Annotated in this window: 11 protein-coding genes; 8 read left to right on the forward strand and 3 right to left on the reverse strand. The window is 61.5% G+C overall.

What is annotated here, in order from left to right; all coding sequences use genetic code 11:
- Positions 1-21: 21 nt before the first annotated feature.
- Both udk and alkA read right to left on the reverse strand, forming a co-directional pair.
- Complete coding sequence (gene udk / locus ACOI7Z_RS09395) at positions 22-663, reverse strand: uridine kinase (protein WP_002912442.1); 642 nt, start codon at positions 661-663, stop codon at positions 22-24.
- A 114-nt stretch (positions 664-777) separates the two neighbouring features.
- Entirely contained in the window at positions 778-1,626 is an 849-nt protein-coding gene (gene alkA, locus ACOI7Z_RS09400; RefSeq protein WP_101862010.1) for a DNA-3-methyladenine glycosylase 2, read from the reverse strand.
- A 137-nt stretch (positions 1,627-1,763) separates the two neighbouring features.
- Between alkA and yegD the strand changes: the two genes are divergently transcribed.
- From yegD to ACOI7Z_RS09425, 5 genes are all read left to right on the forward strand, one after another.
- On the forward strand, positions 1,764-3,116 hold the full coding sequence (yegD, locus tag ACOI7Z_RS09405) for a molecular chaperone (RefSeq protein WP_023290387.1): 1,353 nt from the start codon (positions 1,764-1,766) through the stop codon (positions 3,114-3,116).
- A gap of 289 nt (positions 3,117-3,405) precedes the next feature.
- Positions 3,406-5,262, forward strand: coding sequence for a sensor histidine kinase (locus ACOI7Z_RS09410; protein ID WP_087849551.1), 1,857 nt, complete (start codon positions 3,406-3,408; stop codon positions 5,260-5,262).
- Between the two features lie 14 nt (positions 5,263-5,276).
- On the forward strand, positions 5,277-5,981 hold the full coding sequence (locus tag ACOI7Z_RS09415) for a response regulator transcription factor (RefSeq protein ID WP_087849483.1): 705 nt from the start codon (positions 5,277-5,279) through the stop codon (positions 5,979-5,981).
- Positions 5,982-6,218: 237 nt separating this feature from the next.
- A complete protein-coding gene (locus ACOI7Z_RS09420) occupies positions 6,219-6,359 on the forward strand; it encodes a small membrane protein (RefSeq protein ID WP_004146563.1) in 141 nt (46 codons plus the stop codon).
- A gap of 116 nt (positions 6,360-6,475) precedes the next feature.
- A complete protein-coding gene (locus tag ACOI7Z_RS09425; protein ID WP_023290390.1) occupies positions 6,476-7,087 on the forward strand; it encodes a helix-turn-helix transcriptional regulator in 612 nt (203 codons plus the stop codon).
- Between the two features lie 274 nt (positions 7,088-7,361).
- On the opposite strand, the gene ACOI7Z_RS09430 is transcribed toward ACOI7Z_RS09425, so the two are convergent.
- Entirely contained in the window at positions 7,362-8,636 is a 1,275-nt protein-coding gene (locus tag ACOI7Z_RS09430; RefSeq protein ID WP_087849484.1) for a dicarboxylate/amino acid:cation symporter, read from the reverse strand.
- A gap of 300 nt (positions 8,637-8,936) precedes the next feature.
- Here ACOI7Z_RS09430 and ACOI7Z_RS09435 point away from each other — a divergent pair, with 300 nt between their 5' ends.
- From ACOI7Z_RS09435 to mdtC, 3 genes are read left to right on the forward strand one after another with little or no spacing between them, the layout of a single operon-like run.
- Positions 8,937-10,175: an MdtA/MuxA family multidrug efflux RND transporter periplasmic adaptor subunit gene (locus tag ACOI7Z_RS09435; RefSeq protein WP_087849485.1), complete on the forward strand. Its 1,239-nt coding sequence runs from the start codon at positions 8,937-8,939 to the stop codon at positions 10,173-10,175.
- Positions 10,175-13,297 (forward strand): MdtB/MuxB family multidrug efflux RND transporter permease subunit, encoded by a 3,123-nt coding sequence (locus ACOI7Z_RS09440; protein ID WP_087849486.1) that lies wholly within the window; start codon positions 10,175-10,177, stop codon positions 13,295-13,297. The genes ACOI7Z_RS09435 and ACOI7Z_RS09440 overlap by 1 nt, the downstream gene beginning before the upstream one ends.
- The gene (gene mdtC, locus ACOI7Z_RS09445; RefSeq protein WP_032453476.1) at positions 13,298-16,375 is read left to right on the forward strand and encodes a multidrug efflux RND transporter permease subunit MdtC; all 3,078 of its coding nucleotides are present in this window, start codon (positions 13,298-13,300) and stop codon (positions 16,373-16,375) included.

The raw sequence follows: 16,375 nt of genomic DNA on the forward strand, positions 1-16,375 counted from the left end.
ACGTTACACAATTCGGCCAGGTTATTCAAAGAACTGACTGATTTTGGCCTTCAGAATATCAATCGCGATGCGGTTTTTGCCGCCGCGCGGCACGATGATGTCGGCATACTGCTTCGACGGCTCAATAAACTGCAGGAACATCGGACGCACGGTCTTCTGATACTGGGCCATCACCGAGTCCATGGAGCGGCCGCGCTCGTTAACGTCGCGCTTAATGCGGCGCATCAGGCAAATATCGAGCGGGGTGTCGACGAAAATAGAGAAGTTGAGCTCGTTACGCAGGCGCGCATCGGTCAGCAGAAGGATCCCTTCAAGAATAATTACCTTCTTCGGCTCGACGTGAATGGTGTTCGGCGTGCGGGTATGCTCGACGTAGCTGTAGACCGGCAGTTCAATTGGCTGGCCGCTTTTCAGCATCTGCAGGTGCTGGAACAACAGACTGTGGTCCATTGAGCTCGGGTGGTCATAGTTAGTTTTGACGCGCTCTTCCATCGACAGATGACTTTGATCTTTGTAATAGCTGTCTTCCGGAATGACGCCAATATGTTCGTCGCCAACTTGTTCACGCAATTCGCGATAGAGAGTACTGGCAATAAGACTTTTGCCAGAAGCCGATGCGCCGGCGATGCCTACAATGACGCACTGATGGGACATATCAGTCATAAATTTTTGCGACCTGATTAACCTGGATAGAGATGGAGGGTGGCGGCGGACCGCCAAACGCGGCAATTATAGGGATTTCAGCGCCCCGATACCAGTGGTATGCGCCCCGGACGGCTATTCCGCCGCCGGCGCCCAGTCATCGGTATACCAGATATGCAACAGCGCATAAGATCGCATCGGCTGCCAGCGGCGAGCATAGCGGGCGATGGCGGCCGGGGTCATTCCCGGAAAGCGCTGTTTAATCAGGTAGTCGTCCGGCAAAAAGATATCCTTCGCCTGCCAGCCGCGCAGGGCAAAATAACTGGCCGTCCAGCGGCCAATCCCGGGCAAAGTCTGCAATTCACGCAGCCCGGCGTCGATATCCGCCGGCGCGGTCAGGGGCAGCTCGCCGCTGAGCGCCGCCCGGGCGAGGTGGATCAGCGCCTCCGCGCGGCGAAGCGGCATCCCCAGCGCCTTCAGCGCCTGCGGATCGGCCCGGGAAAGCGCCTCCGGCGTGGGGAATAGAACATAGCCGGGGGCGTCCGCCAGCGGTTCGCCCCAGCCGGCCGCCACTTTGGCGGTGAGCCGGGCGGCCATCGCCACGCTCACCAGCTGGCCGAGCACCGCGCGCACCGCCTGTTCGAAAGCGTCCAGCGCCCCGGGCAGGCGCAGCCCCGGCCGCGCCTGCGCCAGGTCGCCCAGCGTGCGAGCGACCTGCTGCGGGTCGCAGGCCAGATCAAACAGCTGGCCAATTCGCGCATAGCAGATCTCCGCCACCGGCTGCAGCCCCGGGGAGAGCGTCACCCGCAGGCCCTGCGCCTCCTCGTCCGGCGCCAGATGAATCAGCCCGCCGTGGCCTGCTACGCGAAAGCTGCGGCTGTAGCCTCCGTCATGAAAACGCTCGACGCCGGCGACTGCGCGCGCCTGCAGAAAACCAACCATCCACCCCCAGTCGTAGGGCGGGGTCCAGGGTAACAGCACCATAAGTTCTCCTTTATATAGCGTTTCAATGATAGTCGCCCTTCACCGTCAGCGCCTTGCTTTTAAATTCCGGTTGTCGGCATGACGGCGATCCGCTAAAGTCGCCCCCCTTCTTCACCGGCATGGGGATTTTGCAGACGATGTTTATTGGTTTTGACTACGGCACCGCCAACTGTTCGGTGGCCGTGATGCGGGAAAACAAGCCTCAGCTGTTGACGCTGGAAAACGGCAGCGCGCTGCTGCCCTCCATGCTCTGCGCGCCGACGCGCGAAGCGGTCAGCGAGTGGCTCTATCGCCATCACGAGGTACCGACCCACAGCGACGAAAACCAGGCGCTGCTGCGCCGGGCCATCGCCGCCAACCGCGACGAAGACATCGAGGTGCTGCGCAACAGCGTGCAGTTCGGCCTCGCCTCCCTGCATCAGTATGTTGAAGATCCGGAAGAGGTTTACTTCGTCAAATCGCCAAAGTCCTTCCTCGGCGCCAGCGGCCTCAAGCCGCAGCAGGTGGCCCTGTTTGAAGACCTGGTCTGCGCCATGATGTTGCACATCAAGCTGCAGGCGGAAAGCCAGCTGCCCGAGCAGATCGACCAGGCGGTGATAGGCCGGCCGATCAACTTCCAGGGCCTCGGCGGCGACGAGGCCAACGCCCAGGCGCAGGGGATCCTTGAGCGGGCCGCCCTCCGCGCCGGTTTCCGCGATGTGGTCTTCCAGTTTGAACCGGTGGCCGCCGGGCTGGATTTCGAAGCCACCCTCAGTGAAGAGAAGCGGGTGCTGGTCGTCGATATCGGCGGCGGGACCACCGACTGCTCCCTGCTGCTGATGGGCCCGCAGTGGCGGGAGCGCGCCGACCGCCAGCAGAGCCTGCTCGGCCACAGCGGCTGCCGCATCGGCGGTAACGACCTCGATATTGCCCTGGCCTTCAAATGCCTGATGCCCCTGCTCGGCATGGGCGGCGAAACGGAGAAAGGCACCGCGCTGCCGATCCTTCCGTGGTGGAACGCGGTGGCGATCAACGACGTCCCGGCGCAGAGCGACTTCTACAGCACCGCCAATGGCCGTCTGCTTAACGACCTGCTGCGCAGCGCCCGGGATGCCGATAAAGTGGCCCTGCTGCTGAAGGTCTGGCGTCAGCGCCTGAGCTATCGCCTGGTGCGCAGCGCCGAAGAGAGCAAAATCGCCCTCTCCAGCGCGGACAGCGTCGAGACCGCGCTGCCGTTTATTCAGGACGAGCTGGCCACCGCCATCGCCCGGCAGGGGCTGGAAGCGGCGCTGGATCAGCCGCTGAGCCGCATTATGGAACAGGTGCAGCTTGCCCTCGACAGCAGCCAGACCACCCCGGACGTGATCTATCTGACCGGCGGTAGCGCCCGCTCACCGCTGATCAAAAAGGCGCTGGCGGCCAAGCTCCCGGGTATTCCGCTGGCCGGTGGCGATGATTTTGGCTCAGTAACCGCCGGGCTGGCCCGCTGGGCGCAGGTGGTTTTCCGCTAGCCCTTGCCAGGCGCTGCCGCGCAGCAGGTCTGTCCTGATCGCGGCGTTGCAGATTACGCTGGAATATTCCTGGTCTCCCACGCAAAATGGCCTGTTCGTCCGGACAGGCCTGTCCACTTTCCTCCGCTTCCGGGGGCGTATTATCCATACCGTAGCCAGTCGTCTGCGGTCAGTAATCTTTGCATGCCGCAAGGGGGCGTGATTGAAAAGGGTGTCTGCGATCTTCGCAGCGGTCCGGCGTTACCGGCCGCGGTTCCTGGCAGGCTGGCTGGTCAGCTGCGGATTGCTCTTGCTGCTGATCGCCCCGCAGGCGCAGTCGGCGCCCCGACAACTGGGAACAGATATCCCCGTCGAGTGGTACGCGGACGACAGCGGCCAGATGACCATCGATCGCTTTGCCGACCTGCCCGTGGACCAGCTCGCCACCACCCGGCAAATCCCCTCCTTCGGCTATTCACGCAAAACCCTGTGGCTGCGCAGCGAGCTGCCGGGTGAATGGTTTGCCAGCGAGTCGCGCTGGCTGCAGATTGGCCCCTCTTTCGTCGACCACCTGACTCTCTATTACCGGCCACTGGGCAGCGACGCGCCGTGGACCGCGCGTACCTTTGGCGACCGTGACCTGGCCCGGGAGAGCGATCTCCACTATCGGGAAAGCGTGCTGATCCTCCCTCCGCCGCCCACCGCCGCCGGCTATGAGATAGTCTTTCGCCTGCAGAGCACCAGCACCCTGATCCTGCTGGCCTCCCTCTCTTCTCCGCAGGCCTATCTGCAGCGGGCCACCGCCGACACCGCCTTCTGGTGTTTCTATTTTGGCCTGGCGGCGGTCGCCAGCGGCGTGGCGCTATGGCTGGCCCTGGCCCTGCGCCGGCGTCTGCTGTGGGGCATCTGCTTCTTCTCGCTCAATTATCCGCTGGTGGCCGCCCTGCACGGTTTCCCGGAGTGGTTTTTCGGCCACGCCGCGCTGCCCTTCCAGGACTTTATGATCAGCAGCCTCTCCCTGTTCAGCTATGCCACCGCCCTGTGGCTGCACAGCGAGATATTTGATTTGAAGAAAAATATGCCGCGGCTTTACCGGCTGCTGATCGCCGCCGTGGCGCTCAACCTGCTGCTGCAGGTCAGCATTCCGCTGGGGTTTTACGGCCTCGCCATGCAGATTGAAGGGGTGATCTTTATCATTATCACTCCGGTGCTGCTGTTCACCTCCTGGTGGCTGTGGCGCAAAAAAGCTATCGACCGCAACACCCTCCTGCTGGGGCTCCTGCCGCCGTTCTATGTCGCCGCCGCGGTGCTGGTGCAGCTGTCGATCCACGGTATTATCCCGTTTCATATGGCGATCTATTCCCTCTGGCAGTATGCGCTGATCGTCCACATCATTACGGTGCTGATCATTGCCATCCTGCGGGTGCGGGCTGAAAACCGCCAGCTGGAGCAGAAGCAGCGCCTGGCGCGCGAGCTGCAGATCGAGCGCGAGGCCAGCTTCCACCAGCGGCAGTTTATGGGCATGGTGGCGCATGAATTCCGCACCCCGCTGGCGGTGATCCAGGCCGCGCTGGAGAATCTCCGCCTCTCGGCGGCGTCGGCCAGCCAGGAGGCGCGCTTCGATCGCATCGGCCGCGCCGCCACCCGTCTGGTGCAGCTCACCGATAACTGCCTCGCCGACGCCCGGCTCGCTTCCCACGATCTGCACGTCGACCGCCAGCAGACCGCCCTGCTGACGGTGATCACTATGGCGGCCTCGGTAGTGGCTATCTCTCACGACCATTACCTGAACATTCGCCATCACGGCGCGGTGGAAAGCCCGCAGCTACAAGCCGACGCCGGCCTGCTGTGCATCGCCATCGCCAACCTGCTGGATAACGCGGTCAAGTATTCGCCGCCGGGCGAAATCACCATCGATATTCACGCCGATGCCGGGCAAACAGAGCTGCGCATTCGCGACTACGGTCCTGGCCTCCCCGCCGGGCAGGCGGAACTGATCTTTGAGCGCTACCGACGCGGGGAACATACGTCACCAGTGCCGGGCGGCACCGGTCTCGGACTGTATGTTGCGCGCCAGATCGTGCAGGCTCATGATGGCAAACTGTGGCTGGCCGAGCATGGCCCGGACGGCTGCACCTTTATTCTCACCCTCCCCACGGTTGCTTAAGAGGAGAACGACGCATGGCTTTACGGCTGGCGATAATAGAAGATAACCCCGATCTGCTGGATGAACTGCTGGCCTGGCTGGGCTATCGCGGCTTCGAGGTCTGGGGGACGTGCAGCGCCGAAGCCTTCTGGCGGCAGCTGCACAGCCATCCGGTGGACATCGTGCTGATTGATATCGGTCTGCCCGGCGAGGATGGCTTCAGCGTGCTGAGCTACCTGCACGAGCTGGGGCACTACGGTCTGGTGGTGGTCAGCGCCCGCGGTCAGCAGCAGGATAAACTGCAGGCGCTGAGCCTCGGGGCGGATGCTTACCTGATCAAGCCGGTTAACTTCGCCCACCTCGCGGAGACCCTGACCGCCCTCGGCGCCCGCCTGCAGCAGGATCGCCCGGCGGCCTCCCCGTCGCCGGAGACGGCCAGCGCCGTCTCTCCCCCCGCCACCGGGCTGTGGCGTCTGCACGAAGATAAACTGATCTCTCCCGACGCCCGGACGCTGGAGTTAACCCAGCAGGAATATCGCCTGGTGGAGCTCTTAATGCGCAATCGCAACGAAGTGTGCAGCAAGCTGGATCTCCATGCCTGCCTGTTCGCCCATGAAAGCGAGCCTGACCTGCACCGCATCGACGTGGTGGTTAGCCGCCTGCGCCACAAGGCTCGCCAGCAGGGGATCCACCTGCCCGTACGCGCCATCTTTGGTAAGGGGCTGGCCTTTATTTCCTGATGGACGGGGTATGTCGGCGGCCATGCTGGATATGAATGACTCGCAAGTGTTAATTTTTCTCATTTTCTGAGAGAAATGAGAGGAATGAGACTGACGATAACCTTAAGAACTTTCTTATAGTGCTACTACATAAGGATGATGTCGTATGATTTTCATTGGACAGAAAAGCATATAACAAAACGTATTAGCCGTTCGCGGCAAATTCTGACACCATGCAACACAAACAAGGTATAAACAATGGCCATGCAAACGTGGTTAGTTTTATTGCTATGCATTTTTTTCTTCAGCATCTCTGTATACAGTTTTATTTCCTATCTGAAAGACAGGAGACGGCAGAAATTTACCTTCAACGATAAGCGTTCAATGCGTCGTAAATAATTCACTGTAGAATAATAAAAACATATTGTAGGCACTTTAATACAGTCAACACACCGCATACGCCCGGAGGATGTGTCACAGCATGGCGTTATGTTTTTGCGTAAGGAAATAACGCCATGAGAAACATTAATGTCACCATCAATACCCGTAACACCTTTGTCCGTGAATCGCTGGTCGCCATGGTCAATGACCTCACCCGGGGCGATCAGCGGGCGCGCTTTTCCTGGCGTAATAATGACCTGTCAGGGGAAGACATCATCATTTGCGAAGTGATCCCCGGCGAAATCTACCTGTGCAATACGCTGATTAAAAACAGGAAAAAAGGCAGTTCGCTGATTATCCTCCACAGCTACGACCAGCTGCCGGAAGAGGATTTCATGATTAACTGCCTGAAAGGGGTCATTTTTGTCTCGCTAAAGACGGCCAGTATTCCGCAACTGCTGACGATTATTAAAAGCGAGCTCCAGCATTGTATGGCGCCTTCGGCCACCGACGACGCGGGCCGGGAGCTCAGCTGCGCCAGCTGCCCGCATCGCGTGCTGTCGCGCTCCCAGACCGCCGTGGTGCACGGTATTCTCGAAGGTCTCGATATGAGTAAAATCGCCGCCCTGCAGCGCGTCAGCCCCCGCACCGCCGCTTATCATAAGAATAAGATTATGGAAAAATACAGCCTGAATAATAACCACGACTTTTTCCAGTTTATGAATCTGTTACGTGAGCGCTGGTAGGCAAATAGCATGCAGAAGAAAATAAGATTTTCACCTGGCTATATTGTCGGAAATCTGAAAATAGCCGCTGAATGCTAAAAAAGCGCCAGCGCTGCCAGACATAACGTTAAACTCTGACGCTTCCTCGGTATAAAGACGTTACCGCGCGCCTTTATATAAGAAAAAAGACTATTTACGAGGAAAACTGATACTTCGTCACATTGCCCCTGACGTGCCTGTCAGGGGTCTTTTTTTCCATGTGGAATGGCGCCCTCTGCGCGAGGGCGCGGCAGGATCAGGCTTCCACTTTCTCCGCTTCCCAGTCCGGCTGCGCCTCCTCGTCGGTGAGCAGACCTTCATTTTTTGACAGCATGGCGGTGGCGATGCCGTTGCCCAGCACGTTGATGGCGGAGCGCCCCATATCGAGGAAGTGGTCGATGCCCATCAGCAGCAGGATCCCGGCAACCGGGATATGGAAGCTGGGAATGGTGGCCGCCAGCACCACCAGCGCCGAGCGCGGCACCCCGGCGATGCCTTTTGAGGCCAGCATCAGGGTCAGCATCATGACCGTCATCTCGCTGAAGCTCAACGACACGTTATAGGCCTGAGCGATAAACATCGCGGCGAAAGAGCAGTAAACCATCGAGCCGACGAGGTTGAATGAGTAGCCAATCGGCAGGACGAACGAGACGATATTGCGCGAACAGCCAAACTTCACCAGCCGCTCGAGGGTCTTCGGATAGGCCGCTTCCGAGCTGCTGGTGGTAAAGGCCACCAGCACCGGATCTTTCAGCATGTTCAGCAGACGGAAGACCTCTTTCTTGAGCACCATATAGCCGACGGCAATCAGCACCGCACTGGTCAGCAGCACCGCCAGGTAATAACCGCCAATGAACGAAGCGTAGTTGAGCAAAATTCCCAGCCCCTGCGAGGCAATCACCGACGAGATGGCGGCGAAGATGGCCAGCGGCGCAACGTACATCACATAGCCCGTCACCTTCAGCATAATGTGCGACACCACGTTAAGGGCCGCCACCAGCGGCGCATTAAACTTCTCCCCCAGCGACGCGCCGGCGATGCCAAAGAACATCGAGAACACGACAATCTGCAAGATCTCGTTGTTGGCCATCGCCTCGGTGATGCTGGTGGGAATGGTATGCGACAGGAACCCTTTCAGGGTCATGCCGCTGACCGCCAGGCCGGTATCCACGGCCTCTTTCGGTACCGTCAGGTTTAGCCCGGCGCCCGGGTGCTGCAAGGTAACGATCACCAGCCCGACGAGAATGGACAATACCGACGAGGTGATAAACCACACCATCGCCTTACCGCCCACCCGGCCAATGGTGGCCGTCTCGCCGAGGCGCATAATACCGACCGTCAGGGTGCTGAACACCAACGGCGCGATGACCATTTTGATTAAGCGCAGAAACAGATCGGTCAGCAGCGTGATGTTGTCTGCCCATGCGGAGATAGTGGTCGGCGTCGCGTAGGCATGAATAGCCGCGCCGGAGAGGATCCCCATCAGCATAAAAATGACGATGAAGAGCGTGAGTTTGTTTGCGTTTGCCACAGCAATGACCCCTGATTATTCAACACGTTGATTTTTAAGTGCATATTTTATTATTATGGAAATGCACTGATTTATTCACCGCATAAATCTAATTAAAGCCCTTGCGGATACAACTATTTTTTACTTTTTTAAACTAAAAGTTGATATCACCCCGGAAATCGGCGGCGAGACCGCCCGCCATCGCCGCCGTTATCCAGACATTTCTCAACCTTCTTTTCATAATTCCTCCATTTTTACGGCCCCTTCCCTCACTAAACTAGTATCATTCAGCGAAACGCTTCAGGATGAGACCGTAAACTAATGAAAGGCAGTAACATACGTCGTTGGGGCGCCGCGCTGGCGGTAGTGATTATCGCCGGGACCGCCTACTGGTTCTGGCACGATCGTGGAACGAGCGGCAGCGGGACGCCCGCCGCCGGGCAGGGTCCGCAGGGGCCGGGCGGCGCGCGCCATGGTCGCTTTGGCGGCGCGCTGGCGCCGGTGCAGGCCGCCACCGCGACCGAACAAGCGGTGCCGCGCTATCTTACCGGACTGGGTACCGTGACGGCGGCCAATACCGTCACCGTCCGCAGCCGGGTCGACGGCCAGCTGCTGAGCCTTCACTTCCAGGAGGGGCAGCAGGTCAAAGCCGGCGATCTGCTGGCGCAGATCGACCCCAGCCAGTTTAAGGTGGCCCTCGCCCAGGCGCAGGGTCAGCTGGCGAAAGATAACGCCACCCTGGCCAACGCCCGCCGCGATCTGGTCCGTTACCAGCAGCTGGTGAAAACCAACCTCGTCTCCCGCCAGGAGCTCGACACCCAGCAGTCGCTGGTGGTGGAATCCGCCGGCACCGTGAAGGCCGATGAAGCGGCCGTCGCCAGCGCCCAGCTGCAGCTCGACTGGACGCGCATCACCGCGCCGATTGACGGCCGCGTCGGCTTAAAGCAGGTGGATATTGGCAACCAGATTTCCAGCGGGGATACCACCGGGATTGTGGTTCTCACCCAGACGCACCCGATCGACGTGGTCTTTACCCTGCCGGAAAGCACCATCGCCACGGTGGTGCAGGCGCAGAAAGCGGGCAAAGCGCTCAGCGTCGAAGCCTGGGACCGCACCAATAAGCAGAAAATCAGCGTCGGGGAGCTGCTGAGCCTCGACAACCAGATCGATGCGATCACCGGGACCATCAAGCTGAAGGCGCGCTTTAGCAATCTGGACGACGTCCTGTTCCCCAACCAGTTCGTTAATGCCCGCCTGCTGGTGGATACCCAGCAGAACGCGGTGGTGATCCCTGCCGCCGCCCTGCAGATGGGCAACGAAGGGCATTTTGTATGGGTGCTGAACGATGAGAATAAGGTCAGCAAACACAGCGTCACTCCGGGGATTCAGGACAGCCAGAAAGTGGTGATCAGCGCCGGGCTTTCCGCCGGGGATCGCGTGGTCACCGACGGGATTGACCGCCTGACCGAAGGGGCGAAAGTGGAAGTTGTCACCGCCAGCAGCGGCGAGCAGGCGCAGCCCGCCCCGCGCCAGAGCGGTAAACACGGAGCGCGTTCCTGATGCAGGTGTTACCCCCAGGCCGCACCGGCGGCCCGTCCCGGCTATTTATTATGCGTCCGGTGGCCACCACGCTGCTGATGGTGGCGATCCTGCTGGCCGGGATCATCGGCTACCGTTTTCTGCCGGTCTCCGCCCTGCCGGAGGTCGATTACCCGACCATCCAGGTGGTCACCCTCTATCCGGGCGCCAGCCCGGACGTGGTGACCTCCGCCATCACCGCCCCGCTGGAGCGCCAGTTCGGCCAGATGTCCGGCCTTAAGCAGATGTCCTCCCAAAGCTCCGGCGGCGCCTCGGTCGTCACGCTCCAGTTCCAGCTGACCCTGCCGCTGGACGTCGCCGAGCAGGAAGTGCAGGCGGCCATTAACGCCGCCACCAACCTGCTGCCGAGCGATCTGCCCAACCCGCCGGTCTACAGCAAGGTCAACCCGGCGGATCCGCCGATCATGACCCTCGCCGTCACCTCCTCGGCCATTCCGATGACCCAGGTGGAGGATATGGTGGAGACCCGGGTGGCGCAGAAGATTTCTCAGGTTTCCGGCGTCGGTCTGGTGACCCTCGCCGGCGGCCAGCGCCCGGCGGTGCGGGTCAAGCTGAACGCCCAGGCCATCGCCGCCCTCGGCCTGACCAGCGAAACCGTGCGCACCGCCATCACCAGCGCCAACGTTAACTCCGCGAAAGGCAGCCTCGACGGCCCGGCCCGCGCGGTGACGCTTTCCGCTAACGATCAGATGCAGTCGGCGGAAGATTACCGCCGGCTGATTATCGCTTATCAGAACGGGGCGCCGATCCGCCTTGGCGACGTCGCCAGCGTCGAACAAGGCGCTGAGAACAGCTGGCTGGGGGCGTGGGCCAACCAGCAGCGGGCCATCGTGATGAACGTCCAGCGTCAGCCGGGGGCCAACATTATCGACACCGCCGACAGCATTCGCCAGATGCTGCCGCAGCTCACCGAGAGCCTGCCAAAATCGGTGAAGGTGCAGGTTCTTTCCGACCGGACCACCAATATTCGCGCCTCGGTGCGCGACACGCAGTTTGAGCTGACGCTGGCCATCGCCCTGGTGGTGATGATCATCTATCTGTTCCTGCGCAACGTCCCGGCGACCATTATTCCCGGCGTCGCGGTGCCGCTGTCGCTGGTGGGCACCTTCGCGGTGATGGTGTTCCTTGATTTCTCCATCAACAACCTGACGCTGATGGCCCTGACCATCGCCACCGGCTTTGTGGTGGATGACGCCATCGTGGTGATCGAGAACATCTCGCGCTATATCGAAAAAGGCGAGAAGCCGCTGGCCGCCGCGCTGAAAGGCGCAGGGGAAATTGGCTTCACCATTATCTCCCTCACCTTCTCGCTGATCGCGGTGCTGATCCCGCTGCTGTTTATGGGCGATATCGTCGGCCGCCTGTTCCGCGAATTCGCTGTCACCCTCGCCGTCGCTATTCTTATCTCGGCGGTGGTCTCCCTGACCCTGACGCCGATGATGTGCGCCCGCATGTTAAGCCACGAATCGCTGCGCAAGCAGAACCGCTTCTCGCGGGCCAGCGAGCGCTTCTTTGACCGGGTGATCGCCGTCTATGGCCGCTGGCTGAGCCGGGTGCTGAACCATCCGTGGCTGACGCTCGGCGTCGCCCTGAGCACCCTGGCGCTGTCGATCCTGCTGTGGATCTTTATTCCCAAAGGCTTCTTCCCGCTCCAGGATAACGGCATTATCCAGGGCACCCTCCAGGCGCCGCAGTCGGTCTCCTTTGCCAGCATGGCCCAGCGCCAGCAGCAGGTTTCCGACATTATCCTCAAGGATCCGGCGGTGGAGAGCCTGACCTCGTTTGTCGGCGTCGACGGCACTAACCCGGCGCTGAACAGCGCCCGCCTGCAGATCAACCTCAAGCCGCTGGATGAACGCGACGACCGCGTTCAGACGGTGATTAGCCGTCTGCAGCAGGCGGTGGCCGGCGTCCCCGGCGTGGCGCTCTATCTGCAGCCGACCCAGGATCTGACCATCGACACCACGGTGAGCCGCACCCAGTACCAGTTCACTCTGCAGGCGAACTCCCTCGAGGCGCTGAGCACCTGGGTGCCGCCGCTGCTCAGCCGCCTGAAGGCTCAGCCGCAGCTGGCCGACGTCAGCAGCGACTGGCAGGACAAAGGCCTGGCCGCCTACATCAAGGTGGACCGGGACAGCGCCAGCCGCCTCGGCATCTCGATGGCGGATGTCGATAACGCGCTGTACAACGCCTTCGGCCAGCGGCTGATCTCCACCATTTACACCCAGGCGAATCAGTATCGCGTGGTGCTTGAGCAGAATACCGAAGCGACGCCGGGCCTGGCGGCGTTGGATAATATCCGCCTGACCAGCAGCGACGGCGGCATCGTGCCGCTGACCGCCATCGCCACGGTGGAGCAGCGTTTTACCCCGCTGTCGGTGAACCACCTCGATCAGTTCCCGGTGACCACCATCTCGTTTAACGTGCCGGACAACTATTCGCTCGGCGAAGCGGTGGAGGCGATCCTCGCCGCCGAACAGTCGCTGGATTTCCCGACCGATATCCGCACCCAGTTCCAGGGCAGCTCGCTGGCCTTCCAGTCGGCGCTGGGCAGCACCGTCTGGCTGGTCGTGGCCGCGGTGGTGGCGATGTATATCGTACTGGGGGTGCTGTATGAAAGCTTTATCCATCCGATCACCATTCTCTCCACCCTGCCCACCGCCGGGGTCGGGGCGCTGCTGGCGCTGTGGCTGGCGGGCAGCGAGCTGGACGTGATCGCCATCATCGGCATTATTCTGCTGATCGGCATCGTGAAGAAGAACGCCATCATGATGATCGACTTCGCGCTGGCCGCCGAGCGCGAGCAGGGCATGCCGCCGCGGGAGGCGATCTATCAGGCCTGTCTGCTGCGTTTTCGCCCGATCCTGATGACCACCCTCGCCGCCCTGCTCGGCGCCCTGCCGCTGATGCTGAGCACCGGCGTCGGCGCCGAGCTGCGGCGTCCGCTGGGGATCGGCATGGTCGGCGGTCTGATGCTCAGCCAGGTGCTGACCCTGTTCACCACCCCGGTGATCTACCTGCTGTTCGACCGCCTGTCGCTGCATCTGAAGCGCCGCTTCCCGCGTCAGGAAGAGGAGGCGTAAGTGAAGTTTTTCGCCCTCTTCATTTACCGCCCGGTGGCGACGATCCTTATCTCGCTGGCCATCACCCTGTGCGGCATTCTCGGCTTCCGGCTGCTGCCGGTAGCCCCGTTGCCGCAGGTGGATTTCCCGGTGATCATGGTCAGCGCCTCGCTGCCGGGGGCCTCGCCGGAGACCATGGCTTCGTCGGTGGCCACCCCGCTGGAGCGCTCCCTGGGGCGGATTGCCGGGGTCAATGAGATGACCTCCTCCAGCTCGCTGGGCAGCACCCGCATCATTCTCGAGTTTAACTTCGACCGCGATATCAACGGCGCGGCGCGCGACGTCCAGGCGGCGATCAACGCCGCGCAAAGCCTGCTGCCGAGCGGGATGCCCAGCCGGCCGACCTACCGCAAAGCCAACCCGTCGGATGCGCCGATCATGATCCTGACGCTGACCTCGGACACCTACTCCCAGGGTGAGCTGTATGATTTCGCCTCCACCCAGCTGGCGCAGACCATCGCGCAGATCGACGGCGTCGGCGATGTCGACGTCGGCGGCAGCTCTCTGCCGGCGGTGCGCGTCGACCTCAACCCGCAGGCGCTGTTCAACCAGGGCGTGTCGCTGGACGCGGTGCGTACCGCCATCAGCGACGCTAACGTGCGCAAACCGCAGGGGGCGCTGGAGGACAGCGCCCACCGCTGGCAGGTACAGACCAACGATGAGCTGAAGACCGCCGCCGACTATCAGCCGCTGATCGTCCACTACCAGAACGGCGCCGCGGTGCGGCTGGGGGATGTCGCCACCGTCTCGGATTCGGTGCAGGACGTGCGCAACGCCGGGATGACCAACGCCAAACCGGCGATCCTGCTGATGATCCGCAAACTGCCGGAAGCCAATATCATCCAGACGGTGGACAGCATCCGCGCCCGCCTGCCGGAGCTGCAGCAGACCATTCCGGCGGCCATCGATCTGCAGATCGCCCAGGACCGCTCGCCGACTATTCGCGCCTCGCTGGAGGAGGTGGAGCAGACGCTGGTGATCTCGGTGGCGCTGGTGATCCTGGTGGTCTTCCTCTTCCTGCGCTCCGGGCGCGCGACGCTGATCCCGGCGGTAGCGGTTCCGGTTTCGCTGATCGGTACCTTCGCCGCCATGTACCTGTGCGGCTTCAGCCTTAACAACCTGTCGCTGATGGCGCTGACCATTGCCACCGGCTTCGTGGTGGATGACGCCATCGTGGTGCTGGAGAATATCTCCCGCCATCTGGAGGCGGGGATGAAACCGCTGCAGGCGGCGCTGCAGGGGAGCCGCGAGGTCGGCTTTACCGTCCTGTCGATGAGCCTGTCGCTGGTGGCGGTGTTTTTGCCGCTGCTGCTGATGGGCGGCCTGCCCGGCCGCCTGCTGCGCGAGTTCGCCGTCACCCTGTCGGTGGCGATCGGCATCTCGCTGGCGGTCTCCCTCACCCTGACGCCGATGATGTGCGGCTGGCTGCTGAAAAGCGGCAAACCCCACCAGCCGACGCGCAACCGCGGCTTTGGCCGCCTGCTGGTGGCCATGCAGGGCGGCTATGGTAAGTCGTTAAAATGGGTGCTGAAGCACAGCCGCCTGACCGGCCTGGTGGTGCTGGGCACCATCGCCCTCAGCGTCTGGCTCTATATCTCGATCCCGAAAACCTTCTTCCCGGAGCAGGACACCGGGGTGCTGATGGGCGGCATTCAGGCCGACCAGAGCATCTCCTTCCAGGCGATGCGCGGCAAGCTGCAGGACTTTATGCAGATCATTCGCGAAGATCCGGCGGTGGATAACGTCACCGGGTTTACCGGCGGCTCGCGGGTCAACAGCGGGATGATGTTTATCACCCTCAAACCGCGCGACCAGCGCCACGAGACGGCGCAGCAGGTGATCGACCGGCTGCGCAAAAAGCTGGCCAACGAGCCCGGGGCCAATCTGTTCCTGATGGCGGTGCAGGATATCCGCGTCGGCGGCCGGCAGTCGAACGCCAGCTATCAGTACACCCTGCTGTCCGATGACCTGTCGGCGCTGCGCGAATGGGAGCCGAAGATCCGCAAAGCGCTGGCGGCGCTGCCTGAGCTGGCGGACGTCAACTCGGATCAGCAGGATAATGGCGCCGAAATGGACCTGGTCTATGACCGGGATACCATGTCGCGCCTTGGCATCAGCGTTCAGGACGCCAACAACCTGCTGAACAATGCCTTCGGCCAGCGGCAGATCTCCACCATCTACCAGCCGCTGAACCAGTATAAAGTGGTGATGCAGGTCGACCCGGCCTATACCCAGGACGTCAGCGCCCTGGATAAGATGTTTGTCATCAACAGCGAGGGCAAGCCGATCCCGCTGGCCTACTTCGCCAAATGGCAGCCAGCCAACGCCCCGCTGTCGGTGAACCACCAGGGGCTGTCGGCGGCGTCCACTATCTCCTTTAACCTGCCCACCGGCCGCTCGCTGTCAGAAGCCAGCGAGGCGATTAACCGCGCGATGACCCAGCTCGGGGTGCCGTCCACCGTACGCGGCTCCTTTGCCGGTACCGCTCAGGTGTTCCAGCAGACCATGAACGCGCAGGTGATCCTGATCCTCGCGGCCATCGCCACGGTCTATATCGTGCTGGGGATGCTCTACGAGAGCTATGTGCATCCGCTGACCATCCTTTCGACGCTGCCCTCCGCCGGGGTGGGCGCGCTGCTGGCGCTGGAGATATTCGATGCCCCGTTCAGCCTCATCGCCCTTATCGGGATCATGTTATTAATTGGCATCGTGAAGAAAAACGCCATCATGATGGTTGATTTTGCCCTTGAGGCGCAGCGCACCGGCAACCTGACGCCGGAAGAGGCGATTTTCCAGGCCTGCCTGCTGCGTTTCCGGCCGATTATGATGACCACCCTCGCCGCGCTGTTCGGCGCCCTGCCGCTGGTGCTCTCCGGCGGCGACGGCTCCGAGCTGCGCCAGCCGCTGGGGATCACCATCGTCGGCGGTCTGGTGATGAGCCAGCTGTTAACGCTCTACACCACGCCGGTGGTCTATCTTTTCTTTGACCGTTTGCGGCTGCGTTTTTCGCGTCATTCCACTCAACCGGTAAGCGAATAA

Origin of the sequence: Klebsiella sp. C283 (assembly GCF_048822555.1) — a bacterium.
Lineage (GTDB): Bacteria > Pseudomonadota > Gammaproteobacteria > Enterobacterales > Enterobacteriaceae > Klebsiella > Klebsiella quasipneumoniae.

Excerpts from the sequence above, each read along its gene's own strand:
- ACOI7Z_RS09420 (WP_004146563.1), top strand. The coding sequence starts at position 6,219 with ATGGCCATGCAAACGTGGTTAGTTTTATTGCTATGCATTTTTTTCTTC.
- ACOI7Z_RS09435 (WP_087849485.1), top strand. The coding sequence starts at position 8,937 with ATGAAAGGCAGTAACATACGTCGTTGGGGCGCCGCGCTGGCGGTAGTG.
- udk (WP_002912442.1), bottom strand. The coding sequence starts at position 663 with ATGACTGATATGTCCCATCAGTGCGTCATTGTAGGCATCGCCGGCGCA.
- ACOI7Z_RS09440 (WP_087849486.1), top strand. The coding sequence starts at position 10,175 with ATGCAGGTGTTACCCCCAGGCCGCACCGGCGGCCCGTCCCGGCTATTT.
- yegD (WP_023290387.1), top strand. The coding sequence starts at position 1,764 with ATGTTTATTGGTTTTGACTACGGCACCGCCAACTGTTCGGTGGCCGTG.
- ACOI7Z_RS09425 (WP_023290390.1), top strand. The coding sequence starts at position 6,476 with ATGAGAAACATTAATGTCACCATCAATACCCGTAACACCTTTGTCCGT.
- alkA (WP_101862010.1), bottom strand. The coding sequence starts at position 1,626 with ATGGTGCTGTTACCCTGGACCCCGCCCTACGACTGGGGGTGGATGGTT.
- ACOI7Z_RS09415 (WP_087849483.1), top strand. The coding sequence starts at position 5,277 with ATGGCTTTACGGCTGGCGATAATAGAAGATAACCCCGATCTGCTGGAT.